General features: G+C 41.1%; 26 protein-coding genes. 6 read left to right on the top strand and 20 right to left on the bottom strand.

All coding sequences use genetic code 11. From position 1 onward, the window contains the following. The first annotated feature begins 59 nt into the window (after positions 1–59). On the top strand, positions 60–449 hold the full coding sequence (locus tag AC6CHU_RS14070; protein ID WP_159866130.1) for a YhjD family protein: 390 nt from the start codon (positions 60–62) through the stop codon (positions 447–449). Between the two features lie 105 nt (positions 450–554). Here the strand turns inward: AC6CHU_RS14070 and AC6CHU_RS14065 are convergent, their stop codons facing one another. Next, entirely contained in the window at positions 555–1109 is a 555-nt protein-coding gene (locus AC6CHU_RS14065; protein WP_159866128.1) for a competence protein ComK, read from the bottom strand. 200 nt (positions 1110–1309) lie between these two features. Between AC6CHU_RS14065 and AC6CHU_RS14060 the strand changes: the two genes are divergently transcribed. Continuing rightward, positions 1310–1546, top strand: coding sequence for an IDEAL domain-containing protein (locus AC6CHU_RS14060; RefSeq protein ID WP_159866126.1), 237 nt, complete (start codon positions 1310–1312; stop codon positions 1544–1546). A gap of 62 nt (positions 1547–1608) precedes the next feature. Further along, a complete protein-coding gene (locus AC6CHU_RS14055) occupies positions 1609–2253 on the top strand; it encodes a Type 1 glutamine amidotransferase-like domain-containing protein (protein WP_159866125.1) in 645 nt (214 codons plus the stop codon). 38 nt (positions 2254–2291) lie between these two features. Here the strand turns inward: AC6CHU_RS14055 and AC6CHU_RS14050 are convergent, their stop codons facing one another. From AC6CHU_RS14050 to AC6CHU_RS14005, 10 genes are all read right to left on the bottom strand, one after another. Continuing rightward, positions 2292–3584, bottom strand: coding sequence for a M48 family metallopeptidase (locus AC6CHU_RS14050; protein WP_159866123.1), 1293 nt, complete (start codon positions 3582–3584; stop codon positions 2292–2294). A 164-nt stretch (positions 3585–3748) separates the two neighbouring features. After that, positions 3749–4054 carry an AzlD domain-containing protein gene (locus tag AC6CHU_RS14045; protein ID WP_009331384.1) on the bottom strand — a complete coding sequence of 102 codons (306 nt, stop codon included), beginning with the start codon at positions 4052–4054 and terminating at the stop codon, positions 3749–3751. Further along, entirely contained in the window at positions 4047–4775 is a 729-nt protein-coding gene (locus AC6CHU_RS14040; RefSeq protein ID WP_159866121.1) for an AzlC family ABC transporter permease, read from the bottom strand. The genes AC6CHU_RS14045 and AC6CHU_RS14040 overlap by 8 nt, the downstream gene beginning before the upstream one ends. Positions 4776–4944: 169 nt before the next feature. Continuing rightward, positions 4945–5739: an ABC transporter ATP-binding protein gene (locus AC6CHU_RS14035; protein WP_159866119.1), complete on the bottom strand. Its 795-nt coding sequence runs from the start codon at positions 5737–5739 to the stop codon at positions 4945–4947. Next, positions 5714–6736 (bottom strand): ABC transporter permease, encoded by a 1023-nt coding sequence (locus tag AC6CHU_RS14030; protein WP_159866117.1) that lies wholly within the window; start codon positions 6734–6736, stop codon positions 5714–5716. Before AC6CHU_RS14030 ends, AC6CHU_RS14035 begins: the two co-directional genes overlap by 26 nt. A 228-nt stretch (positions 6737–6964) precedes the next feature. Continuing rightward, positions 6965–7975, bottom strand: coding sequence for an ABC transporter substrate-binding protein (locus AC6CHU_RS14025; protein WP_159866115.1), 1011 nt, complete (start codon positions 7973–7975; stop codon positions 6965–6967). 181 nt (positions 7976–8156) lie between these two features. Further along, positions 8157–8933 (bottom strand): enoyl-CoA hydratase-related protein, encoded by a 777-nt coding sequence (locus AC6CHU_RS14020; RefSeq protein ID WP_498122102.1) that lies wholly within the window; start codon positions 8931–8933, stop codon positions 8157–8159. Positions 8934–9059: 126 nt separating this feature from the next. Continuing rightward, positions 9060–10616, bottom strand: coding sequence for a fatty acid--CoA ligase family protein (locus AC6CHU_RS14015; protein WP_159866111.1), 1557 nt, complete (start codon positions 10614–10616; stop codon positions 9060–9062). Between the two features lie 177 nt (positions 10617–10793). Beyond that, positions 10794–11783 carry a lipoate--protein ligase gene (gene lplA / locus AC6CHU_RS14010; protein WP_159866109.1) on the bottom strand — a complete coding sequence of 330 codons (990 nt, stop codon included), beginning with the start codon at positions 11781–11783 and terminating at the stop codon, positions 10794–10796. Between the two features lie 12 nt (positions 11784–11795). Further along, entirely contained in the window at positions 11796–12530 is a 735-nt protein-coding gene (locus AC6CHU_RS14005; protein WP_159866107.1) for an MBL fold metallo-hydrolase, read from the bottom strand. A 431-nt stretch (positions 12531–12961) separates the two neighbouring features. Between AC6CHU_RS14005 and yhfH the strand changes: the two genes are divergently transcribed. Beyond that, entirely contained in the window at positions 12962–13096 is a 135-nt protein-coding gene (gene yhfH / locus AC6CHU_RS14000; protein WP_076261153.1) for a protein YhfH, read from the top strand. Positions 13097–13148: 52 nt separating this feature from the next. Here the strand turns inward: yhfH and AC6CHU_RS13995 are convergent, their stop codons facing one another. The 5 genes from AC6CHU_RS13995 to hemE form a co-directional block, all read right to left on the bottom strand. Next, positions 13149–15317 carry a YhgE/Pip family protein gene (locus tag AC6CHU_RS13995; RefSeq protein WP_159866105.1) on the bottom strand — a complete coding sequence of 723 codons (2169 nt, stop codon included), beginning with the start codon at positions 15315–15317 and terminating at the stop codon, positions 13149–13151. 72 nt (positions 15318–15389) lie between these two features. Next, positions 15390–15962 carry a TetR/AcrR family transcriptional regulator gene (locus AC6CHU_RS13990; RefSeq protein ID WP_159866103.1) on the bottom strand — a complete coding sequence of 191 codons (573 nt, stop codon included), beginning with the start codon at positions 15960–15962 and terminating at the stop codon, positions 15390–15392. A gap of 114 nt (positions 15963–16076) precedes the next feature. Next, the gene (gene hemY, locus AC6CHU_RS13985; RefSeq protein WP_159866101.1) at positions 16077–17513 is read right to left on the bottom strand and encodes a protoporphyrinogen oxidase; all 1437 of its coding nucleotides are present in this window, start codon (positions 17511–17513) and stop codon (positions 16077–16079) included. 88 nt (positions 17514–17601) lie between these two features. Next, on the bottom strand, positions 17602–18534 hold the full coding sequence (gene hemH, locus AC6CHU_RS13980; RefSeq protein ID WP_159866099.1) for a ferrochelatase: 933 nt from the start codon (positions 18532–18534) through the stop codon (positions 17602–17604). Between the two features lie 126 nt (positions 18535–18660). Continuing rightward, complete coding sequence (hemE, locus tag AC6CHU_RS13975) at positions 18661–19707, bottom strand: uroporphyrinogen decarboxylase (RefSeq protein ID WP_159866096.1); 1047 nt, start codon at positions 19705–19707, stop codon at positions 18661–18663. 434 nt (positions 19708–20141) lie between these two features. Between hemE and AC6CHU_RS13970 the strand changes: the two genes are divergently transcribed. Then, positions 20142–20651: an antibiotic biosynthesis monooxygenase family protein gene (locus AC6CHU_RS13970; RefSeq protein ID WP_159866093.1), complete on the top strand. Its 510-nt coding sequence runs from the start codon at positions 20142–20144 to the stop codon at positions 20649–20651. A gap of 72 nt (positions 20652–20723) precedes the next feature. Here AC6CHU_RS13970 and AC6CHU_RS13965 read toward each other — a convergent pair whose 3' ends face one another. Genes AC6CHU_RS13965 through liaF form a run of 3 tightly spaced genes read right to left on the bottom strand, consistent with a single transcriptional unit; the run spans position 20724 to position 23245 of the window. After that, complete coding sequence (locus tag AC6CHU_RS13965) at positions 20724–21371, bottom strand: response regulator transcription factor (protein ID WP_159866090.1); 648 nt, start codon at positions 21369–21371, stop codon at positions 20724–20726. Then, positions 21368–22411 carry a sensor histidine kinase gene (locus AC6CHU_RS13960; protein WP_251284028.1) on the bottom strand — a complete coding sequence of 348 codons (1044 nt, stop codon included), beginning with the start codon at positions 22409–22411 and terminating at the stop codon, positions 21368–21370. Before AC6CHU_RS13960 ends, AC6CHU_RS13965 begins: the two co-directional genes overlap by 4 nt. Positions 22412–22420: 9 nt before the next feature. Further along, a complete protein-coding gene (gene liaF / locus AC6CHU_RS13955) occupies positions 22421–23245 on the bottom strand; it encodes a cell wall-active antibiotics response protein LiaF (RefSeq protein WP_159866084.1) in 825 nt (274 codons plus the stop codon). Between the two features lie 249 nt (positions 23246–23494). Here liaF and AC6CHU_RS13950 point away from each other — a divergent pair, with 249 nt between their 5' ends. Further along, positions 23495–24901 carry a hypothetical protein gene (locus tag AC6CHU_RS13950; RefSeq protein ID WP_159866081.1) on the top strand — a complete coding sequence of 469 codons (1407 nt, stop codon included), beginning with the start codon at positions 23495–23497 and terminating at the stop codon, positions 24899–24901. Positions 24902–24940: 39 nt separating this feature from the next. Here AC6CHU_RS13950 and AC6CHU_RS13945 read toward each other — a convergent pair whose 3' ends face one another. Continuing rightward, the gene (locus tag AC6CHU_RS13945) at positions 24941–25603 is read right to left on the bottom strand and encodes a phosphatase PAP2 family protein (protein ID WP_498122097.1); all 663 of its coding nucleotides are present in this window, start codon (positions 25601–25603) and stop codon (positions 24941–24943) included.

The following is a 25603-nucleotide window of genomic DNA, read 5'->3' as shown; positions in this document are numbered from 1 at the left end:
ACAAGAACATTTGTTCTTACAACTGACAGGATATTATTAATTAAGGGGAGCAAAACAATATGACCAGAATTCCTGAGGAAGACCGTAATATCATGGAACAGGCAATTTATCTGCCAATGGTGCTGACGGTCTTAAACCGCGACTCTATTGTCATTAATAAAAGCCCGTTTAAACTAAAACAGCCATATCTTGATTTGGTTGAAGAAACAATGAAGGTCATTCAAAGTGAACTCTCTGAGGTAAAACGCTATATGAATAAAAACCAGTTAAAGGTACAGGAAATAAAAAGGGATGAGGCGTTTACTATGTTTATGTTCCTGTATAAAGGATATGAGGAACACCATAATTATTTTAATCCCCGCATCCGCAATAAAGTTCAGGAGCTAATGACCTATTATCTCCTTAAAAGATCTTTGCCGGGATCAGGGAAAAATCTAAAGGCCAATTAATTTTGTAATAAGAAGAGCCTGCAGCTAAATAAGATAACATACACGGAAAACAGAAGCATGAAATTCCGCATGCTTCTTAGTTATCCTGCAGTTCTAATTCCTTCTCTATTGGTAGGCTCCACTTCTCTCCGAAGCATTCATTAATTTAGAACCATTCACATAGTACAATGCCTTTCTCTCCGAATCTTTTATCCTTTTTATTAATGTCGTTTTAAGCAATGCTGTTCTGAGCACCTGGTTATTAAGAGTCGTATAAGATACTGGAATAATAAAGCTTTGCTTATTTTTAAAAACCACTTGAGTTTGAGCGTTTTCCGCCCGCTTGAAATATTCAATGTGATCCAATGCAATCCAGATGCATTCCGGATTGTATGGAGAAGCCGTCGGGAAAAAGTAAATGTAATTGGTGGGGTCAATCGTTATCGGAGCTTTATGGGTGAAGCCAGTTAATTGGCGTGTACCCTCTTTTCTTCCTTCATAGCTTGATCCAAAATAGCTGCAGCTGCTTTTAATTATTTCGAAAGGCTTGAAAGGGGAAGTTATTTCATCTTCAAGCTCCCAGATTTGCGAAAAAACTTTTATCCCATAAGAAAGGGGTTTAATAATCATCGTATTTGGATTGATTTCATATTCATCGATTATTTGAATATTTTGGCTCATATATCCTCATCTCCTTTATTCTTTCGCGCTCACTTTCCCATATTACCACCAATTTATCTAAAAATTACTAATTAATTAAATAGTTTCCAAATTGTTCACAATTATGACGTCTTGAGAAATAATTTCTAAAAATTTAAAAAATTTAGTTGAATATTCAAAGGTGATTCCATATAATATTAAAAAGCTCAGGGGTGATTTCCATGAAGGAAAAATCATACACCGAATTAATGAAAATGAGTGGATCTAAGAGGAAAAACCAAAAGGAATCTTTTGTATTAGACCTTTACCTTGATATGCTGATCTCGGAGGTTCTGCTGAATAATGAAAAAGAAAAGCTGATGAAAAAGATAGACGCGGCGATTGATGAAGGAAATAAACCGGCATTTATGCATTATTCAAAGAAGTACAAAGAACTTTCAAAGCGTTTTGGCACTTAAAAAGACAGTCTGCCCCCGCCAATCAGCGGGGTATTTTATTTTTTTCGGGAGGAAGGCGGGAAATGAGCAGCAGGCATTTATTTTTAATGGGGGGAAGTCCTCCATTCGGTCAAAGGTTTGGAAGGATGTTTACAAAGCTTGCCTGTGGTGCGGATGGCAAAATAGCTATACTTTTTTTGGAAAGGGAAGGCTGGGAGGTGTATATGAAAAAGTATACTTCTGCCTTAATTCCGAATGGAGCCGAAAATTTCTGCTATTTGCCTCTTTCCGCTGACCCGGCTGAATCCTTTCTTCAAGAATTGATATCCAGTTCTGGCATCATAATTGGAGGCGGTGATACAGAAAGTTACAGAAGGTTTATTGTGGATAGTGAAACCGGAGAATGCATTAAAAGGATGTATATGAACGGTATTCCTGTAGCAGGCTTTTCGGCAGGCGCTCTCATTATCCCAGAGCATTGCATCATCCCTCCTATTGATACATATAAAAGACAGCACCTCTTTTTGAAAGGACTCGGGTTAATCAGGGATTGTGCCATAAGTGTCCATTTTACAAAGTGGAATGAACGGGGAAATCTAAAGGCAGCTGTATCAAAAACCAATGTCGCAACTGGTTATGGGATTGACGATAATGCAGGTATCTATTTTCACAATGAAATTCGGGCTGACAATGAGGGCAGCATACATATTTATAAAAATAGAACTTAAAAAAGCAAGCCTTTTGGCCTGCTTTTTTAGTTTAGCAATCAGTCCCCTGTTTGCTCCCGTTCCTTCTGCCTCTGTTCGATTTCAAATTCTTCGAGCATAGAAATGCGCTCCAGCATCGTTGGATGCCCATATCGGAAAATTTTCACAAGAAGCGGCGGATTCACCTGGCTTAAACCGGCACGTGTCAGCTCCTGAAATGTTTCTATTGCGGCTTTTGAATCCTTTGTCATTTCAATTGCATACCGGTCTGCCCTTGTTTCCTGATACCGCGAAACAAGATTGGATAAAGGGCTTGAAATAAAGAGCAGCATTGAAAGGATCATCAGAAATAGCGGCAGGGAACGTATATCATTTACAGCAGAAATTTTAAGGGCCCTTCCCCATTTATCAACTGCCTTCTCCATTAACTTGGCTGTCAGATAAAGTCCTAGCAATGAAAGCAGCAAGTATCCTCCAATTCCAATGTAAATATGCTTCTCAACGTAATGAGCCATTTCATGTGCCATGATAAACAGAATTTGATCTTCAGTTAATTTATTCAAAGTAGTGTCCCAAAGAACAATTCTTGAATTCGAGCCGATCCCTGTTACATAGGCATTCAGCGCATTCGTTTTCTCGGCCATATCGACCTCAAAAACATGTTCAGCCGGTATTTTAGCCTGAGCGGCCAAATCAAGAATTTTCGTTTCAAGTTCCTTATTTTTTAAAGGATAAAAGTCATTATACAGAGGGTCAATGACAACCGGCTGCAGAAACATCATAAATAAGGTAAATGGAACAGATAATAGCCACGCATAAAGCCACCATCTTTTCCTGCTCTTATTTATCAGCCAATAAAGAACACACACAATGAGAAGCATCCCCCCATAATTAACCCAAAAATCAATGAGTTCATCCTTCATCCACCCGCTGAAGCTCTGAGTTGAGATATTATACGTTTTAGAAAGCGAAAAACTGATATAGCTTAATGGCATCGTCGCAATAAAAGCGAAAAAAGAAAGCCAAATCAAATAAATTGCCGTTTGCAGAAATTTATATGGCGTTGTCTGTTCAGCCCATTTATTAAATGCCTTTGATAAACCAAATAAAAGAATAAATAAATAAAAGATCCACTCAAAAGGTGTAGAAATAAAAAACAGCAGGTTTCTAATTTTAGAATATTCCTCACTGAGCATCAGCTCCCTGCCGTTCAGGAAAGTTGCCGGATCAGCCCGTGACCCTTCATATTCAAAAGGCAGATTAGTGTCAGCAAAATAGAATAAATACCAATAAAAAAATAAGCCGTATACGAAAAAGGCCAGAGCCCCGTAAAAACCTAATTTCCGCGCCATCGAATTTCCCCCCTATGGTACAACCTTTCTATATTTAGTTTAGTATAAAAATCTGTAAATAGAACTATTTTGACGGGACAATCATTTCTTTCTGCACCAGCAGTGCTATTGAAAAAGCCGGTTCAAGGAAAGAACCGGCTAAAGAACATCCATCATTATCTTTTCTAAAACAAAAAAGAATATACAGATAACACAGCGATCGATCCAAGCACGACCACAATCACATTTGCGCCTAAAAAGGCTGCCAGAAAAGCTGCAGCTGCACCAAGCAGCCCAAACCAAATATCTTCATTTATAAACAGAATACCCGGAAAAATGAGTGCCCCTAATGTCGCATAAGGTACGTTCTTTAATATCCCCTGAACAAAGCCGGGAAGTTCTTTCCCCTTAAAAAGCACAAAAGGCAGCAGCCTTGGGATATAGGTAACTGCTGCCATCCCCACAATCATCCACACAATATGGCTACTCATGCTCCTGCCCCCTGTTCCTGCTTTTTACACTTTCAGTCCATTCTACTATTACAGCCGATAAGAGCGTGGACAAAACAATTGCCCAGCCTGTCGATAGCGTATTGGTCAAAGTGAAAATCGTGTTAAAAGAGGCTGCAAGTGCGGCAAGAAAAACAACTTTTGCACTCTTTTTCATAGATGGAACAAGGAGGCCGACAAACATGGCATAAAGTGCAACAGACATGCTTTCCTGCAAGGTTTGCGGAAGGCTCGCCCCAATAAGATGCCCAAGGCCCGAGCAAATGACCCAGCTTGCATATGAAACCGATATGAGCCCAAGCATATAGCCGCTTGTTACCTTTTCTTCACGAACTGCTGCAACTGAAAAGGTTTCATCCGTAATCCCAAATGATAACATTACTTTGTTGGCAGCCTGTTCATCATCCCACTTTTCATTAAGAGAGGTAGACATTAAAAAGTGCCGGATATTCACGATAAAAGTTGTCAAAACAATTTCAAATATGCCTGTTCCCAATGTAAGAAGACTCAGGGATATGTACTGTGCTGCCCCGGCAAATACGAGCAGACTCATTAAAGCTGTTTCACCAATCGTAAGACCGGTTGTTTTGGCAAGCAGCCCAAATGTTAAAGCAATGGGGGCATATCCAATCGCGATGCTGATTCCCGACTGCACCCCTTTTCTAACTTCACCGGAAGGCTTGCCGACTGCTAGTTCTGCCATTATACTCACCGCCTAAAAGATAATAAAAGGTTCTAAAAATTATACTATAATAGACTTAATATTAGAAGAATATGTTATCGCCCCATAACTAGTTCATCAAGCTTTAGTCTAATAAATTGTGATTTAACAAAAAAACGAACAGGGCATAAACCCTGTCCGGTCCGGAAGTCTAAATAAGAATGGCCTTGTCGCTGCTCATTTTCTCCCCGCGGATTTTCTGGAATTCTTCAAGAAGCTTTTCTACTGTCAGTTCTTTCTTCTGAGTTTCATTTGTTTCAAAAATAATTTGTCCCTTATCCATCATGATCAGCCTATTTCCCAGGTCAAGTGCCTGCTGCATATTGTGGGTCACCATTAATGTGGTAAGATTATAACTCTCCACAATCTCTTTCGTAAGGCTTGTAATCAATTCTGCACGAGACGGGTCTAAAGCAGCGGTATGCTCGTCCAGTAGCAATATGTTAGGCTCTGTGAAAGTTGCCATTAACAGGGATAGCGCCTGCCGCTCTCCTCCTGACAGCAGTCCGACTTTTGCTGAAAGCCTGTCTTCCAATCCTAGATGCAGCATCTCCAGCTTCTCCCTGAAAAATTCGCGGCGTTTCTTTGATACCCCTTGGCGAAGTCCGCGGGCTGCAGTTCTCGCATAAGCAATGGCCAGATTTTCTTCTATCGTCATGGAAGGGGCTGTTCCGGCCATCGGATCCTGGAAAACACGTCCAATTAGCCTGGATCTTTTATGTTCCTTCACGAGAGTGACATCATTGCCATCTACAAGCACTTCTCCCATATCCGGCATCAATTTGCCTGAAATCATATTCATAAGAGTTGATTTTCCCGCTCCGTTACTGCCGATGACTGTCATGAAGTCGCCTGGTTTCAGGTGAAGATTGATTTTGTGCAGAGCTGTTTTTTCATCTGGAGTTCCCTCATTAAACACTTTATGAATCTGATTTAATTGCAGCATACTGTTCACCACTTTTCCCGTAAGCATTCGTATTTTTCGCCTCTGCCAATCTCCGTCGCTTTCTCTGCTTCTCCTTTTGCTGCTGAATAAGCTTGGGCAGAATCAGCGCACCAATCACAATTACGGCTGTAATCAGCTTCATATCTCCTGTTTCAAGAAATTCCACTCTCAATGCAAGAGTTACGATAATCCGATATAAAATGGCTCCTCCAATGACAGCCAGTGTAGCTCTGACAATTGTTTTTGCACCAAAGATTGCTTCTCCAATAATTACGGATGCAAGTCCAATGATTATCATTCCGATTCCCATTCCAACATCACTGAATCCATTATACTGTGCTACTAATGCTCCTGAAAAAGCAACCAGTGCGTTTGAAATACCCAAGCCGGCTATCTTCAGGAGGTCAGTATCAGCAGAAAAGCTGCGGATCATCGTCTCATTGTCCCCTGTTGCCCGTATTGCCAATCCAATGTCTGTCTTTAAAAAAAGATCAATCAATATCTTTACAGCAAATGCCAAAACCAGCATCAGCAAAAGAATCCCCCAGGTTTTAGGAACAAAACTCATCCCTAGTGCTCCCAGCAGGCTTTGAATCGCCTGGTCAAATCCAAGTCCCTGCCAGAATGCTGTAATTTTTGTGATAGCCGTTTCCTCCGAAAGCAGAGGAACATTTGACTTACCCATTATCCTGAGATTGATAGAGTATAATGCTATCATCATTAATATTCCGGACAAAAGGGCATTAATTTTTCCCTTGGTATGAAGAAGGCCTGTAATACAGCCTGCTGCAAAACCCGCAAGTAGTGCTGTTATTGTTGCCAAAAATGGATTATATCCTCCTGTTATCATGACAGCAGCAACAGATGCACCTGTTACAAAGCTTCCATCCACCGTCAAATCGGGGAAATCCAATATTCTGAATGAGAGGTAAACGCCCAGCGCCATTAAGGCATAAATCGCACCTGCTTCAATGGAGCCAAAGATGGCAGTTGGCATAGTAATCTTCCTTTCTATTAGAAAAGCGCAAGCGCCATGCTCACGAAGTAACGCAGTTTAAGAACGCTGCGTCTTGTGGCAACGTCTGCATGACCCCCATTCTAGAGGCCCCAAGCACAAGACTTAGATTCATGGAAAGGCTTCCTTTGCCTTGACTTGTGGCCTTGAGCGGGGTGGCGCAGAAACTAGACTGTTTATCATGTAAAAAGCGTTATTTACTTGCTGACATTACTCCACAAATTCAGCAAGCTCGTTCCATTCATCTTTTAAGTCAATGCCCATTTCTTCTGCAGCCTCTTTATTGATTACCAGCTTTAGATTCTGCGGATATTGGACTGGAAGTTCGGATGGCTTCTTGCCTTCTTTTAAAACTTTTGCTGCCATTTCCCCGGCCTCATATCCGATATCTTCATAGTCAAATCCGTATGCAGCGAATCCTCCGCGTTTAACAGAGTCCAGCTCTCCCACGAAAAGCGGAATATCATTGTCGTTTGAAACCTGTATAACTGATTCCAAAGCCGAAACAACAGTATTATCCGTAATAATATAAATGGCATCTGCTTTTCCGACAAGTGATTCTGCAGCCTGTTTCACTTCAGAGGAATTGGATACTGTAGCTTCGGCCAATTTCATATCTGTGCCTGAAAGAGCTTCTTTCACCTTTTCAATCTGCACCTCTGAATTTTGTTCTCCGGAATTGAAAATAACACCCACTGTTTCAGCCTCAAACTGTTCATCTATAAACTTAACCATGTTAGGTATCGCATCAGGATGAGTATCTGTTGTTCCAGTTATATTTCCTTCTGGAGAATCCATTGATTTTACTAATTGCGCCCCAACTGGGTCAGTTACCGAAGTAAATACAATTGGTATATCCTTAGTTGCATTAAGTGCACTTAATGCACTTGGAGTAGAGTTGGCAAAGATCAGGTCTACCCCATCTCCTGCAAAGTTATTGGCAATGGACTGATTATTGTTCTGGTCCCCCTGTGCAATCTGGACATCATAGCTTGCTTCAATGCCAGAATCCTCTAATGCCTTTTTAAAGCCCTCAAGTGCCGCATCTAACGAAGGATGTTCGACGATCTGCGTAACTCCTATATTAATTGACTCTTTCTTTTCTTTATCCGAAGAGCCGGCTTCCCCATTTGTACTTTCACTTCCGCAGCCGCTTAGCAGTAGAGTTCCTATAAGACCTGCTGCAGCTATAGCTTTAATTGTTTTTACTTTCTCTAACATACTTGATGATCCCCCTTTTATCTCTGCTTTATCACTTTTATGCTTTTATGCTTTTATTCACTAAATTATATAGTCAATAGTTGCACGATTCAAGAAGTTTTTTAATAATTTTCTAAAAATTTATTATATTAATAAAAAACACCGCAAAAAATGCTGCGGTGTCCCTAACTGTTTATTCATTCTATTTCCCCTTAAACACAGGCTTTCTTTTTTCGGCAAAAGCTGTAAGGGCTTCTACTCTATCTTCCGTTGGGATAATGACTTCGTACGCCTTCCTTTCAATCTGCAGCCCAGTCTGCAAATCAACACCCATACCATGCTTTACAGCAAATTTAGCCTGCTGAAGAGCAAGCGGACCGTTATTAAGCATTTGTTCGGCAAATTCAAAACAATCATGCAAGAGATTATCCTTTTCGGTCACTTTAGTAAGAATGCCATATGCAAGCGCTTCTTCAGAAGTAAGCCTCTTGGCTGTAAGGATTAGTTCAAGGGCTTTAGCCTGGCCAACCAGTCTTGGCAGCCTTTGTGTACCGCCTGCACCTGGTATTATGGCTAAACTTGTTTCTGTAAGTCCCATGGAAGTTCCGGTAACTGCAATTCGGAAGTCGCAGGATAATGCCAATTCCATCCCGCCTCCGAACGCAAAACCATTTATTGCTGCAATAGTAGGCTGCGGGAGCTGATCAACCAGCGAAAAAACCTCACCTATTTTATATACATTTCTGCGTACTTCCTCATCAGATAGTGTCCTGCGTTCTTTTAAATCGGCTCCTACACTGAAGGCTTTTGCTCCTGCCCCTGTAAAAATCACAACGCGAACATCAGGGCTGGTGCGCAGTTTCTCAACTGATTCCTGAAGTTCCGACAAAGTTTCATAATTAAAAGCATTTAATGCATCAGGGCGGTTAATTGTAACGACCGCAATATGATCCTTTTTTTCGACCACAATAGAATTCATATGTATCTCTCCTCTTCCCTTTGCTATCTAATAATTCGATAAATTCCGCGAAAACCCTTTCAAATTCAGCAACTTCCAATGAAGATTAAAAAAGGACAGACATAAGTTATGCCTGTCCTTCAAAGCCTATTTAGTCTGAAGAACCTGATTCTTCAATGCCCTCCGCAAGATTTTTCCAGTTGTGTTCTTTGGAAGCTCCTCTAAAAACTCAATCGATGACGGCACTTTATATTTAGCCAGATGCTCTGCACAGTATGCGAGCAACAATTCTTCTGTCAGCCGGGGATTACTAGTTACTGCATAGCACTTTACCGCTTCACCCAGATTCGGATCTGGCACCCCTAATACAGCAGCTTCTACGATCTCCCCATGATTATAGAGCACCTCTTCGACTTCCCGGGGATATACATTATAGCCGCCGACTAAAATAAGATCCTTTTTACGGTCAACGATATAAAAATAGCCTTCCTCATCCCTTTTTGCAAGGTCTCCTGTATAAAGCCAGCCTTCGCGGATGGTTGCTGCGGTTTCTTCAGGCAGCTTGTAGTATCCCTTCATCACGTTAGGCCCGCGGACAATCAATTCACCTACTTCGCCAACAGAGACTTCCTCTCCCAGTTCATTTACCACTTTATTCTCGACATTCATAATGGATTGCCCGATTGAGCCTGCTTTACGCGGTTTATCCAGCGGATTGAAGCAAGTAACCGGCGAAGCTTCTGAAAGGCCGTATCCTTCCGAAACAATGACATTGAATTTTTTCTCAAAGCCATGAAGAAGTGCCACCGGCATTGCAGCACCGCCTGATATACACAACCTTAACGATTTCAGATCTTCCGGGCTGCCGTCTTCATACTGAAGAAGGAAATTGTACATGGTCGGAACTCCCGCAAAAACAGTAGGTTTATATTTTTGGGAGAGCCTAAAGATCTCTTTCGGACTAAATTTAGGGTCTATTAAAATAGTAGCCCCATTCATAAGAGGCGCATTGAGAGCAACCGTTAAACAGAAAACATGGAACATTGGCAAAGTAGTAATAACCCGGTCATTCTCGTTCATGTGTAAATAGTCACTGACATCCTTTGCATTGCTGTATAGATTTTTATGTGTCAGCATGGCACCTTTTGGCTTGCCGGTCGTACCCGATGTATAGAGGATAACGGCTGTTTCATCTTCTTCAAGTTCAGGGCCTTTAAACCCAGGATCTCCTGAAGCAATCAAATTTGTAAACGATTTCATTTTCGGGAAAGCCGATAAAGCTGACAAATCCTTTTCTGATGCTTGTCCCTGAGGAGTGTCACAAATAATAAAATGTTCCACCTTTGGAAGCACATCATGAATTTTTTCAATTAAAGGCACTAATTGATCAAGCGTGACAATCGCTTTTACATCACCATTATTTACAATGTAGGCAATTTCATCAGGTGTATAAATAGGGTTGATCGGTATAACAGTTGCTCCCAGCCGCAAAGCCCCATGAAGGCCGATGACAAAATGCGGTGAGTTCCCCAGTAAAAGAGCAACATGATCCCCTTTTTCCAATCCCAGTTTTGAAAGCCCATCCGCAAATTTGGATACAGCGCTATCAAGCTCCGCATACGTGCTTGACTGGTCCATAAAATAATAGGCAGTCTTATCGCCCATCTTAGTCGCCGTTTCATGCAGCTGCTGTGTTAAATTCATTTACACTCCCCCTAATATGAATGAATGATCATTCATTTTTATTTAATAAATTTTCTAAATATATTATATTGAAAGAAATTTTTGTATTCAAGTAGGAAAGCGAATCTTTTTACAGGCAAACTGCTCCACAAAACTTATACGAATAAGAAAAGCCGGCATTATGCCAGCTCTCAATCGTTAATACACCAGGTTGATAAATTCTTCTTTAGTCACATTTCCGAAGTAATGCTTAACTTCCACTCCTTCAAGAGCCTTTTCAATCTCTGACTTTTCATAGCGGATTCCTGTTAGCTTGTTTTCAATTTCACTAACATCACCAACCCCAAAGAAGTCTCCATATATTTTGCATCCCTCAATTTTTCCTTTGGTGACATTTAGTCTGATATCAATTTGCCCTACAGGGAAGCGATGAGAATGCTGAAGATCAAATTTAGGCGATCTTCCATAATTCCAATCCCAGTTTTGATAGCGCTCCCTGGACAGCTGATGAATCTTTTCCCAATCTTCATCCGTAAGCTTGTACTCAGGAATTTCATCTAAATCCCCAAAAATATTCTTTAGCAGTAAAGAGCGAAATTCTTCAACAGTGATTTTTTCATCCAGAAACTCCGAAATATTAGCAACCCGGCTTCGAATTGATTTAATGCCCTTTGATTCAATTTTATCCTTCTTTACCTTTAACGCTGAAACTACACTTTCTATTTCGGAATCAAACAAAAGGGTACCATGGCTAAACATTCTCCCTTTAGTGGAAAACTGGGCATTCCCCGATATTTTTCTGCCTTCTGCCATCAAATCATTCCGGCCGCTTAATTCAGCATTCACACCAAGCTTCTGCAAAGCTTCTGTAACTGGCTCGGTAAATTTTCGGAAGTTATGAAAGCTATCACCATCATCTTTTGTAATAAAGCTGAAGTTCAAATTGCCTAAATCATGATAAACAGCCCCGCCACCAGATAGCCTTCTGACAACATGGATGCCATTATTCTCAACGTACTCCGTATTTATCTCTTCCACTGTATTCTGGTTTTTCCCGATAATAATGGAGGGTTCATTAATATAAAATAGCAAATAGGTTTCTTCTATATCAAGATTTTTTAATGCATATTCCTCAATTGCAAGGTTAATTCTGGGATCTGTGATTCCCTGGTTGTCGATAAAAAGCATATGTTTTCCTCCTTAAAAAATATGGGACCATTGATAATCCGCTAAAGAAATTGGACCGGCATATTTAGTAGATGCCTCTTCCTTCAGCTTTCGCACTTCACCATAATGAGGCAAATGAGTCAGCAGCAAATTTTTCACCTTTGCAATGCTTGCCAATGTTCCAGCATCCAAGCTTGTCATGTGCCCTGCGTTCTTCCCGTTTTGATGACCATAAAAATTACACTCGCATATTAATAGATCTGCATTTTCGCTAAATGCCTCCAGCTCTTTCTTATAAGAGGTATCTGCCGTGTAAATAACGGAACTGCCGTCTGCTTCAATTCTCATTGCATAGCATGGCACAGGATGATTGGTTTTCAAAAAGCGAATTTGAAACGGTCCTGCTGTGAGAATTGCTTCAGGATCATAGGCGACACCTTTAGTAATATCCTTGTATGTAAGCTTGGCAAATTCGGGCTGGTCGAAAGAATGTCCGTAAATCGGCAGAGTATCTGTTTTTCTGCCCAAGAACCCCTGAATGAGCCTGGCATGCTGCAGTACTCCTATATCTGCAATATGATCTGGATGGTAATGCGATATAACCACCGCGTCTAACTCTTCTGGCTGAATAAAATTCTGCATTTTCGAAAGCACTCCGCTTCCGCAGTCGACCAGCAAATGAAAGCCTTCATGCTCGAGCAAATACCCGGAACTTGCCCCATCAGCTTTAGGGTAACCTCCCCAGCTGCCAATTACAGTTAACTTCATCACAAATTCCTCCTAATTAGAAAAGTGAATGCCGTCTGAAGCTATTACAGATAAATAACATCAGAATTTATGGGCTATATAGAATGAATGCTGTTTTTGCAAAGTTTGTTGCTTTTATAATTTATTTACTGAGTTGATTGCAGCGGAAGTTGCGAAACACCGTTGGAGCAGCTTCTAGCGGAAATCAATAGATAACATCGATAGCCGAAAAAACAGCAGTTTATTCGAAAAGAGCCTAAAAGAAAGCATAAACGGATTCGCTATAACTGGATAACCTGGCTTTCCTATGTCCAATATACTAGATTATGCCTATTTTTTCACTTTTTTAAAATTGTATTGAAACAGACGTTGACATAAAAACGCTGTTATAATACAATAGATTTAAATAATCGAACTATTTAGAACAAAAACACAAATTAGGAGGCTTCAACATGATTCAAAACATTATGGAGTTTTTCAGAAACCTGCCGGCAAAACAATGTTCAGAATGCGGGAAGTCAATCGAAGAGCAGCATGAATGCTACGGAAACAAGTGTGAAAAATGCATGGGAATGACAGATTTATAGAATAATATATTTAAAGCCAGCCCTGCAGGGCTGGCTTTGCTTTTACCTATAATCAATTTTGCTGCTCAAAAGCAGCTGCAAATCTCTTTTTGTGCATGGCAATAAAGTATATAAAGGATCCTGCAATAAACAAGGCTCCGAAGCTCAGGAGAATCACCGCATTTTCCCACATAAAATCAAAATTGCCGCTTGAAATAACTGCCTTAAAACCGGAAACAGAATAGGTCATTGGCAAATATGAACTGATTGGCTGCAGTGCATTAGGAATCAGCTCAAGCGGAAAAGTACCGGCACTTGTTGTCAGCTGGAGTATTAATATAATAATCGCAGCAAACCTGCCCGGATCACCCATGGCAGTGACAAAAAATTGAATAAGCGCTATGAAAGTCAGGCTGGTTAGGATAGTAAACAGAAGAAACAATGGTACACTCTGCACTTCCAGGCCTAGTCCCAGTAATAGTATCATCGCTGCAATGAGCCCCTGAATAATGCCTATTCCTGCTAAAACTCCAAACTTGCTTGCAAACCAGCTGAATCCTGAGCGTGGAACGCCAGCCGGTTCTCTAAGCGGGAAAACAATAGAAAGCAGCAGAGCTCCAACAAATAGACCAAGAGACAGAAAATATGGTGCAAACCCCGTACCGTAGTTTGGAACTTCTGTAATCTTCTCATTATCTATTTCTACCGGATTTGCCATCATATTAAAAGTTTTATCGCTGGCATCTACTGATGATGCATTTTCAGCGCCATCCGCTAATTTATTGGCTAATTCAGACGAACCTTCATAAATTTGTGAATTACCCTCAGCAACCTTACCTGCACCATCTTCAAGCTGTTTCGTGCCATCTGCAAATGCTGCTGAACCTTGTGTCAGTTTGCCAAGACCGCCTGACAAATCTGATGCACCTCCTGCAAGCCTGTCAGCTCCTGCCTGTGCTTCACCAAACTTCTGAGCAAATGTTTCCATTCCGGAACTGAAATCTTTATGGCCCTGTACCAGCTGAATAGAGCCTTTTTCGAGCTCGGATGTTCCTTGGGCAAGCTGATTTATTCCTTGCTGGAGCTGCATTTGTCCTGCATTTAGCTGACCTATTTTTTGGGACAGTCCGGCTCCGCCAGCAGATAGTTTACCGGCTGATTCGGCAAGCTGGGCTGATCCAGTCTTCAGCTGTGCAAGAACAGTCTGAAGTTCAGCCTTTTCAGGAGAACCTTCTGGAAGCTGCGATAAAATGCCCTGCAGCTTTTGTTCTAAAAGGGCAGTGCCTCCGCTGAGTTTTTGTGCTTCCGCTTGCCATTGCTCAAGTGATGAAGATAATGTATTTGCTCCATTTTCTAGCTGTTTGGTTCCATCAATCATACCTGGAAGTTTTTCTTTTACCATTAAAGTTCCTTCTTTTGTTTGTGTAACACCAGCAGAGAGGTTTTCACTTCCAGATTTAAGCTGATCAGACGCATTACTCAATTCCGACTGGGCTGCAGCCAGCTTGCCTAAACCTTCTGAAAGAGATTTAGCTCCTTTTGCCATTTCTTCAGAGCCTTTGCTTGCTGAGCTTACACCGTTATTGAACTCAATCGATTTATCGGCTAAAAGCTCAAGCTTCTCATGCAAGGTTCTGGAACCGTCCTTAAGATCAGCTGCTCCTTCACTGATTTGAAGGGCACCATCACTAGCCTGCCCAATGCCATCTGCCAATTCCCCTATTTTATCAAACATTGTTTCGGCATATGTCTCCGTTACTTTTTCTGATAGAGACGCTTTTATTCTTTCTATAGCTGTTTCTCCAATTTGAGCTGATAGAAAATTGTAGCTCTCATTGGGAACATAGATCAAATTCATTTTTTGCGGGTTGTCTTCCAGCAGAGTTGTTGCATTCTTGGAAAAGTTCTTAGGAATTTCAACCAGCATATAGTATTGCTGATCATTTAGATCCTTGTATGCTTCTCCTTTTTCAACAAATTGAAAATTAAAGTCCTTGCTTTCCATTAACTTATCAACAAGGTCATTGCCCAGCTGCAATTCATTTCCTTCCAGTACAGCACCTGCATCTTCATTAACAATGGCAACCGGAAGGTCATTTAATTGATCGTATGGATCCCAGAATGCCCACAGAAACATTCCGCTGTATAAAACCGGAATAAACATCACTGCGATAATCGGAATCAGCAGCTTTTTGTTTTTTATAATAGCTGATAACTCCCTAAATAAAAGTTTGTTTTTCATTGTAAATCCCTCCAAATTACTATATGACCATTTTTCTCATTTGGTCATCTTTCTGAAAAAATAGAGGACTATCTAGTTCGATAATCCTTTCATAATGTATTGCTCAAACAGAAGTGCTATTTTTTCTTTTTCCAAAGGTTCATGACGCTGTTCCCAATCAAAAATAAGAGCAATATACAGCTTAAGCATGACAAAGGAAGTCAATTCCGGGTCGCATTCCCGGATTTCTCCTCTTTCAATGGCAAGCGTAACTTTGTCTTTTACATACTTGATTATCGCATCCTCCAATTTCCCAATTACATCTGTAACAGCAGGAGTGCCCATTTCCTTCGCTTCCTGGAAAAGCTTAATTGTCAGCTGATGCTTCATGCGAAATTCAAGTATTTTATACAATCCCCGATGAACATTTTTATGAAAGGGCAAAGAAGGATCCAGCGCTTCATCTGCTGCACTTTTCATTTCTTTAATGAGCGTTTGGATAATTTCATCAAACAGCTCTTCCTTATTTTTAAAGAAATTATAAATAGTGCCTTTCCCAACATTTGCAAGCTTTGCAACCTGATCCATAGTGGTTGCTTTGTATCCAAAAAGAGAAAATGATTTTGTGGCTGCTTCAAGAATTTGCTGCTTCCGATCTGCTGACATATACTCACCTCTTAATAATGACTAAATGAACAATTTGGTCATTAGTACAAAAAGTAATTTATCATACTCTGTTTTAAAAAGCAACCTGAATTAAATGGCCAATTTAAAAAGCTGTCACACACGGACAGCTTTTAGCTTGTTGCTTTGCAAGTATTCTAATATATTTGTAGCTGCCTCTTCTGCCTGGTCTATGCAGTCAGGAACACCAAGACCATCAAATGAACTTCCTGCCAGAAAAATGCCCGGCAGCTTATCCTGCGCCTGTTTCTTTGCTAATCGGACGCGCTCTCTATGTCCAACAGTATACTGAGGCATTGAATCCTTCCATCTCGTTACATAACTAAAATCAGGATTCATTGTAATATTCATGGTTTTATTTAAGTCATCAAGCACAACTTTAACAATTTGATCATCTGACAGATCCACAACTGCTTCATCGCCATCTTTGCCAACGTAACAGCGCAGAAGCACTTTGCCTTTTGGGGTAGAGTGAGGCCATTTCTTATGTGTCCAGGTACAGGCAGTAATGGTGTAATCACTGTGACGTGAGACAACAAATCCTGTTCCGTCTATATCCCTTTCAATCGCTTCCTCCGGAAAAGCAAGAGCTACGGTTGCTACTGAAGTGGAAGGCATTTCTTTAAACTGCTCAAAAAGTCCCCAGCCGGAGAAAATGCTGCACAAAGAATGGTGGGGAACAGACATAACCAGGCAATCTGCCTTAAGCTTTTCTCCTCCATTCATTTCAACGGTATAGCTTTCGCCATTCTTAATAACCGATTCTATGCGATGGCCCTTCAGTACAGTCCCGGGTTCAAGCTTGCTCTCAAGAGCATCGACAAGTGATTGAAGCCCGGATTTGAAAGTAAGAAACATTCCTTCTTTGCTCTTGCTGTTTCCAGGTTTCGGGCGAGGGCCTGCAGCCTTCTTCATTCCCAGAATTAAACTTCTATACTTCTGCTCAACCTGATAAAACTGCGGGAAAGTGGCCATAAGGCTCAATTGATCAATATCGCCTGCATATATGCCAGAGAGAAGCGGTTCAATCAAGTTATCGACAACTTCGTCACCAAGCCTTCTTCTAAAAAAGGCACCGAGAGACTGATCAGTGGAAGGATTAGAGCGCGGCAGCACAAAATCCGCCGCAGCCCTTGCCTTTCCTGCGGGAGAGAATAAGCCCGTTGTAATAAAGGGAGCAATTTGTGTCGGGATGCCCATGATGGATCCGCCAGGCATTGGATATAAACGCTGCCTGACGAGCACATAGGACTTGCCGGATGTATTTCTCACAAGTTCCTTTTCCAGGCCTGCTTCCCTGGCAAGACGCGATGCACTTTGCTTACGGGCCAAAAAGGAATCCGGGCCTTTTTCAATCACAAAACCGTCTCGTATTATCGTTTGAATCTTGCCGCCAAGTCGATGTGATGCCTCTATGAGCTTAACATCCAAAGCCAGGCCTTTTACTTTAGCTTCCTTCTGCAGATAGTATGCTGCAGCAAGACCCGTAATTCCTCCTCCGGCTACAATAACTTTCTGTTTCTCTCCCTGCACGGTAAATCGCCTTCTTTTCTAATTTTTTGCCCGATTGGTTCAGCTAACACTCAGTGGCGGGATAGCCACCACTGAGTGATGCTTCACTTTATCTATTAAGCAATTTAAAAATGGCATCTGCCATGGCATCAATGAACTCAGGCTGAGAATTTGGCATTTCAGGGCGGTAATAGCTTGCTTTCAGCTCATCAGTGACGACTTTGCATTCAAAGTCGTTATCGTAGAGCACTTCAAGATGATCTGACACAAAGCCTACTGGTGTGTAAACAAATGCCTTGTAGCCTTTATTTTCATATAGATTTCTAGTTAAATCCTGCACATCAGGCCCAAGCCATGGCTCAGGTGTGTTTCCTGCACTTTGCCAGCCGACAGCATAATTTTTGACACCTGCCTGTTCTGCTATGAGGTCAGCTGTTTCCTGGAGCTGATGCGGATATGGATCTCCTGACTGCAGAATCTTTTCGGGCAAACTATGTGCTGAAACAATTAACACTGCTGATTGTTTTTCGTCAGCAGGCATTTTAGCAAAGGTTTCCTTTACCCGATCAGCCCAATATTTAATAAACTTAGGCTCTTTGTACCAGCTTTCAACAGATTTTATTTCAGGACCGCCAAGCTTTTCGGCTTCTTCTTTAGCTCTGCCATTATATGATTTTACGCTGAAAGTTGAGAAATGTGGTGCAAGAACAATGCTGACAGCTTCCTCAATCCCATCCTCATGCATTTGTTTAACCGCATCTTCTATGAAAGGTTCAATATGCTTTAATCCAATATACATTTTGAATTCATACACATCCTGAATCTCATTTAAATGCTGTTCAAGTTTTTCAGCCTGATCTTTAGTAATTTCCGCAAGCGGCGATATTCCGCCAATCGCTTCATACCTGCTTCTTAAATCCTCAAGCATTTCCTCAGATGGCTTTCTTCCCCTGCGGATATGTGTATAGTAACGCTCAATGTCTTCTTCCTTATAGGGAGTTCCATAAGCCATTACAAGTAAACCCATTCTCTTCTTACTCATGTCATCCACCTCAATTTCTTACTGTCTCCAGTTTTTATTGTGCCAAAGAACATATCTTTTACCAAAACTAAATGCTCAGGAGCAATATACAAGTGCAGCATGCTCTCGCTTAAAATAAGCGGGAAGCTACCTGCTTAATTTAGAAGCGGAATATTCATGAATAAAAGCAGTTAATTTCTTTAATGTGTCTGGGTTGACCTCCGGAAAAACACCATGCCCAAGGTTAAATATATAACCCGGCTGAGCCATGCCCTGATCAAGAATTGCTTTTGCTTTTTCCTCAATAACCTCCCAAGGGGCAAGAAGAATTGCAGGGTCAAGATTGCCCTGAACAGTTTTGGTGATTCCATTTTCCCTTGCCTCCTGAATTGGAAGTCTCCAATCAAGCCCCACTACATCCAGCGGCAGATCGTGCCACTCCAAAGCCAGATGGCTTGCGCCTACACCGAACATAATCAGCGGAACATTCTCTTCTTTTAAGGAAGAGAATATACGATTCATTACAGGCTTAATAAAATAGCGGTAATCCTCTACGTTTAGTGCTCCAACCCATGAATCGAAAATTTGGATGGCTTTTGCACCGGCTTTAACCTGGGATTTCACATATGTAATAGTCATTTCCCCAAGCTTATCCATTAAAGCAAACCAGGCTTTAGGTTCTGCATACATGAAGGCTTTTGTTTTGTTGTAATTCTTTGATGGTCCGCCTTCAATCATGTAACTTGCAAGAGTAAATGGAGCTCCTGCAAAACCGATCAGAGGAACATTCAGCTGCTCTTGAGTAAGAAGCTTAATAGTATCCAGGACATAAGGAACGTCCTCTTCCGGATTGATTTCGCCGAGTTTCTCAACATCTGCTTTGGAACGGATTGGATTTGATATAACAGGGCCAATTCCAGATTTAATTTCCACATCCACCCCAATGGCAGGAAGCGGAGACATAATGTCCTTATAAAGAATGGCAGCATCATTGTTATATTGCTCTACCGGAAGCCTTGTTACATAAGCACAAAGTTCTGGCTGATGCGTAATTTCAAATAGGGAGTATTTTTCTTTAATTGCTCTATACTCAGGCTGCGAGCGTCCAGCCTGGCGCATATACCATACAGGAACATAATCTGTATGTTCTCCCCTTGCTGCCTTCAGAAATGTATCATTAAATGAGTTAGTCATTAAATATTATCCACCTTTCAAGACTTGTCTGCGTATTATTGTAATATATATGTAACCAAATTAGAAATTTCGAATCTCTATCCTTTATGACTATATCCTTTTTTCTCTGTTTTTGTATAGATTTGAATGCCAAATGTCAAAAAATTGACGTTTTTAATTGTCTAAATAAGGGGAAATTGGAGATGTAGCGATAGGCCCTTTTGTATAAAACGATTTTTTCACCTATTAATGTTGCCCATTGATTGCAGCGAAGTGATGCTCACTTCAATCAACTCTATAAATTAAGATGCAAAAACCAGAAAAACATTCGAAAACTGCCTAAGAATGTCAACACAAATTAAATATAATTTAAAAAAGCAGAGCTAATAACTTAGGTTTATTAAAATTTAGCCCCAAAGATAAAATATAAAACTAATTTAAGTGGAGTGATAAAAATGAAGATATATATGGCCAGAGGAACTTATGATTACTTGAAGAGTATTGAGGAAAAGCACCCTGAAGAAATCATGGTTACAATGCAGAATACTGATAGTGCCTTATTAATTCATGAAACTTCAGGATCCTCTGTATTTAAAGAACCCCGTTCCTATGACGTCATTGATTCGTCCGGAACATTCACTGATGCAGGATTTGCAGTCCTGAACAATATACCTGTTACAGATGAAGGCAGACCACTTTTTGAGCACCGGTTTAAGAACAGGGCCGGACTGATCGAAAAGGAACCCGGTTTTGCAGCAATCCGGGTTTTGCGGCCACTTGAATCAAACACCTACATCATTCTAACATTATGGCGCGATGAAAAATCCTATAAAAACTGGCAGAATTCCAATGCATATGAAAAAGCCCATGAAAAGCGCGGAACAGAAAGCGGCATTGATAAGACACCGAATATCTTCTCCAGTCCTTCGTATGTAACCCAATATTATATCCCTGCAGAAGAATGATAAGAAACGCGATGGAGATAGCAATTACCGGAGTTCCATCTTACCTTGTAAAAAAGGGTGAGCCCTTATAGCTCACCTTTTTTTCGCCTGCTTTTTTATGATTCCATTTCGGTTGGCATAGACGGCTGCCTGTGTACGGTCAGTAACACCCAGTTTGCTGAGGATATTGCTTACGTGGGTTTTGACTGTTTTGATGCCAATGAACAATTCTTCGCTGATTTCCTGGTTTGTCATCCCTTCCCCAATGCAGAGCAGGACATCAAACTCCCTTTCAGTTAAATCGTCATGAGGCTTCCTTTCTTTTTCCCTGAAACGGCTTACCATTTTTCCGGCAACCTTTGATTCAATGACAGGTTCACCCAATGCAGCTTTCTTAATGGCATTTACAACTTCAACAGCATTGGCCGTTTTCAGCATATAGCTGAAGGCACCCGCTTCAATGGCCGGGAAAACTTGTTCATCGTCGTAAAAGCTGGTTATGATAATAATCCTGCATTCGGGAAAGCTTTTCAAAATCTCCCTTGTTGCTTCAATTCCATTCCCGTTTTCCATCAGGAGATCCATTAATACGATATCCGGCCGCTCTTTCAGTACAAGCTTTACAGCTTCATTTCCACTGCCTGCTTCCCCAATAACCTCTATGCCAGATTCAGTTGCCAAATAAGAAATAATTCCCCTTCTTACCATTTCATGATCATCCACAACTGCTACCCTGATCATTTCAGCTTCTCCCCTTTTGCCGGAATTTTTATATCTATATAAGTACCTTCGTTTTCCTTGGATCGGACTTTGAATATTCCGCCAACTTCCTCGCAGCGTTCCCTCATTGTTTTAAGCCCATAAGAAGTAATTCTCTCTTTATGAGGATTAAACCCTTTTCCATTATCTGCAATAAATAGATAGACGTAGTCTTCTTCTTCAGTTAAGGTTACTGTTATCTTTTCTGCTTCCGCATGACGGAGCACATTAGATAAAGCCTCCTGGACAATCCGGAACAAATGCTCTTCTGCAGCTTTTGAAAGGTTCTCAATTTCATCAATGCTTGCCTGAAATTCAATGTTTGTTTTTGCTTTTAACTCCTGTATCAGCTTAATAATTCCATCACATAGCCTGTCATTACTCAGCTGCACAGGCCTGAGATGGAGGAGAAGCGCTCTCATTTCTCCCTGGGCTTTCGCAGCGATTTCAGAGATTTCATTTAACTGCTCTCTTGCTTTATTACTATCTAAATCAAAAACCCTCAGGGCTGCTGAAGACATCATGCTTAATGCGAAAAGCTGCTGGCTTACCACATCATGCAGATCCCTGGCCAGGCGTTGTCTTTCTTCCATTACAGCTGCTGAATGGGCTGTTTGTGCCAGTGCAGACTTTTCATCAGCAAGCCGCTGCATGGAAAAAACCTGCTCCTGTATATTTTCGGCCAGCTGATTCAGTTCATCTGATATTAATCCTATTTCATCTTTTTCATAAGAACTCATCCGGTCGACATACTTGCCGCTCCTTAGTGTCGAAACAAATAATAAAATATCACCAAGCCGCCCTTTTATTAAGTAGCTGCCCTTGAGCCCAAAATAGGCACCCGTAAGCAGTAATACTGTTAAGACATACAAAAACAGCCAGAAGGTGCTTTTAATTGTCATTGGCGATTCAGAATTATAGAATAGATACACCTGCAATCCGACAAAAAAGATTAATGAACTTATAATGGCCATCATAATAAAGCTCTGGACAAACCAATACCTAATTCCGGTTTTCATCATCTTTTACCCCTATACCTTATCGATCCGAATGGATCCAATTTTTACTTGTACAGCGATTTTCAGCTTTCTTGATGCTTCATCATAACCAGGCGACTTATAACGAAGGCTGCGGTGGATATCACCTGTCTTTTGATCAAAAATGCGGATGTCTCCTATATTAATATTTGACTGGATCATCACCGGAATGTTTTCGGGAATGATCATTTTCACATCCCCAATCCACCCTCTCACAATGACTGGAGTCTCCTTCTCCGGGATAAAAGCTTTGCTGAAATCAATAAAATAATCACCGATCATCGTATATAAATCCATTGGCTCCAGAGACCAATTCGGCTGTTTAAAATCTACATCTCCAATTGAAAAGCCTCTTATATTTTTAAGTGGCTGAGGGCTTTCATATTTTGAGATATTAATAATTTTCTTCCCCTCTGAAACCTTGTCTTTCCCATAAATATCTGACGGAAAATCCTGCTCAAAGTGTATTTTTAAACGATCTTTTTTCAATAAAATATTAATCCCGATAAAAATAAGAAACAGGGGCCAGAGTTTCCAAATTTGCAAAAACCTGAATTCAATTACTCCGAACCGATCAAGGATTAATAGAGATGAAAATACGATTAGAAATAACCCGGGAAACATTCCGCTCCGGCTTTTATTCAGTATGTATGACAGCAGGTAATGACACCCTGCAGCCAGTAGGATAAAGGGGTAAATTACGACAAATACCTCTTTTATTTCCAAGGAAATGACACCTATGTTCATAAGAAGAAGCAAAACTCCAACAGCTGATAAAGTGATCGCGAAGATTATTTGATTAACTGACCTGTATCTCATAGGCTTCCCTTCCCTCTTTTCTCCCATCTTTTATTCGCTAATGCCGAAACATTTTCCCCCTGTACATTCATTTTATCAGTCAGCAATTATATGGAATCATTCCCCGGTGTGTTTCAGCCTCCTCCTCAGGACGGATTCAATTTATATCACCATTTATTTCTTTCCGTCATATTCTGTACTACATTCCGAATCGGGTGATTCGCCTAAATCGGCGCTTCTCTTATGGAATTTAGAAAGGGGGAAAACCAAGTGGGAGTTGAATTGACAGCCATCCATTGGATATATGTTCTTTTTATTCTCTTCATCATCGGCTTTATGGTTATGAAGAGAGATACAACGCTTGTCTGTATTGCGGGGATCTTTTTAATTGCCATTACGGCTACTGGCTCCTTAAGCGGTTCGATAAGCAGTATATTTACCAGTTTTATATTTGCGATAACAGAACTTCTTTCAACTATACTTGTTATTTCAATTATAGTCGCCATGAGCAGGACACTGACTACTACCGGAATTAATGATGTCATGATCTCTCCTTTTACCAGATTAATCAGAACACCAGCACTTGCCTACTGGACGATTGGGATATTGATGATGGTTATCTCCTGGTTTTTTTGGCCATCTCCTGCAGTTGCCTTAATGGGGGCAGTACTGCTCCCCGTAGCCATTCGGGTAGGATTACCTGCTTTGGGTGTAGCAATGGCCATGAACCTGTTCGGTCACGGAATCGCACTTTCCGGAGATTATATAATCCAGGCTGCACCGAAGTTAACAGCCGACGCAGCTGGTCTTCCTGTAGGCGAAGTCATATCAGCCAGTGTTCCGCTTGTTATTATTATGGGTGCAGTCACGACTATTACTGCTTTTTATCTTATCAAGAGAGATATGAAAAGCGGCAGGCTGACTGCAGATACGGGACTAACTGGGGAATCACCAGCTGAACTTCAGGAAGATGCCAGTCAAAAAAATCTGCTTTCACTTAAACAAAAGCGCTTTTTTGCATTATTGATTCCAATCTTATTTGCTGCTGATGTTGCAGCCATGTTTGCATTGGATCTTCAGGGGGGGGACGCAACTGCTTTGGTCGGCGGGACATCGATATTTATTCTTCTGCTGATTACGCTCGCTGCCCATCGTAATAAGGGCCTTGAAAAAACAACAGCATATCTGATTGAAGGCTTCCAGTTTGGATTTAGAGTATTTGGGCCTGTCATTCCAATTGCAGCTTTCTTTTATCTCGGGGATGCCGGATTTTCTCAGATGATAGGAGACTATCTGCCAAAGGACTCTCATGGAATCGTTAATGATCTTGGTGTGGGGCTGGCATCGGTTGTTCCTTTGAGCAAAGAGGTAGGCGCCATAACGCTGACTGCCGTTGGAGCTATTACGGGGCTTGACGGATCCGGTTTTTCCGGCATCTCACTCGCTGGCTCCATTGCGAATCTATTTGCAACAGCTATCGGCACAGGTGCTGCAACCTTAACGGCTCTCGGGCAGGTAGCCGCCATCTGGGTTGGCGGTGGTACACTGGTTCCCTGGGCGCTTATTCCTGCAGCGGCAATCTGTAATGTAGATGCTTTTGAATTGGCCCGCAGGAACCTGCTTCCGGTCACAATCGGCTTAATTGTTACAACTATTGCAGCCATTTTCCTCATTTAAATGAGTAAAGAGACTATCGGGCGATAGTCTCTTTTGTTGTTATACTGATTCCTGCTCATATGAATTCCTTCTGAACATTGATTGTAATGCCGCGTATAGAAAAATTGACATGACAACCAAAATATAACCTCCTGCAAATCCGGCTGCAACATCAGATGGATAATGTACACCCAGCACAATCCTGCTGATTCCCATCAGAAAAATCCAAATGCCGGCTATAATCGCCGTGATCCATTTCGCTGACGAAGACTTCAGCTCATTAATAATAAAAAAGGCAATTAACGTATATAAAATCATCCCAATCATCGCGTGTCCGCTCGGAAAACTGAAACTCGCCACATCAACCAGATGCTCCTGTTTAGGGCGCGGCCTTCCAACAGCCTCTTTCACCCACTTATTTACTTCATTACCTGCTGCAACAGCAAAAACAAGAACTGTCATCCCTTCATAGTTCCTATACTTAAGCCAAAGCAGCAATAGGAATGCCAATGTAATAATCCCCACACCGATTTTACTCCCCATTTTGTCCAGGACTTCGAAAATAGGATGAGCGCTTTCACCAAACAAACCTGGAAAGAATTTTGAAAAATAACGGTCAAAGCCTAGTGGTTGCCCGTTCATAACGGCTACAAGAAAATAAAGAAAAACAATTGCGGATACAGCCAGAAAAAAGTATGCCCACTTAGATTTATGTATTTTCAA

This window comes from Cytobacillus sp. GQ23 (assembly GCF_059758675.1).
Note: the sequence above shows the minus strand (reverse complement) of the source record. Positions and strands in the feature narration are given on the sequence as shown.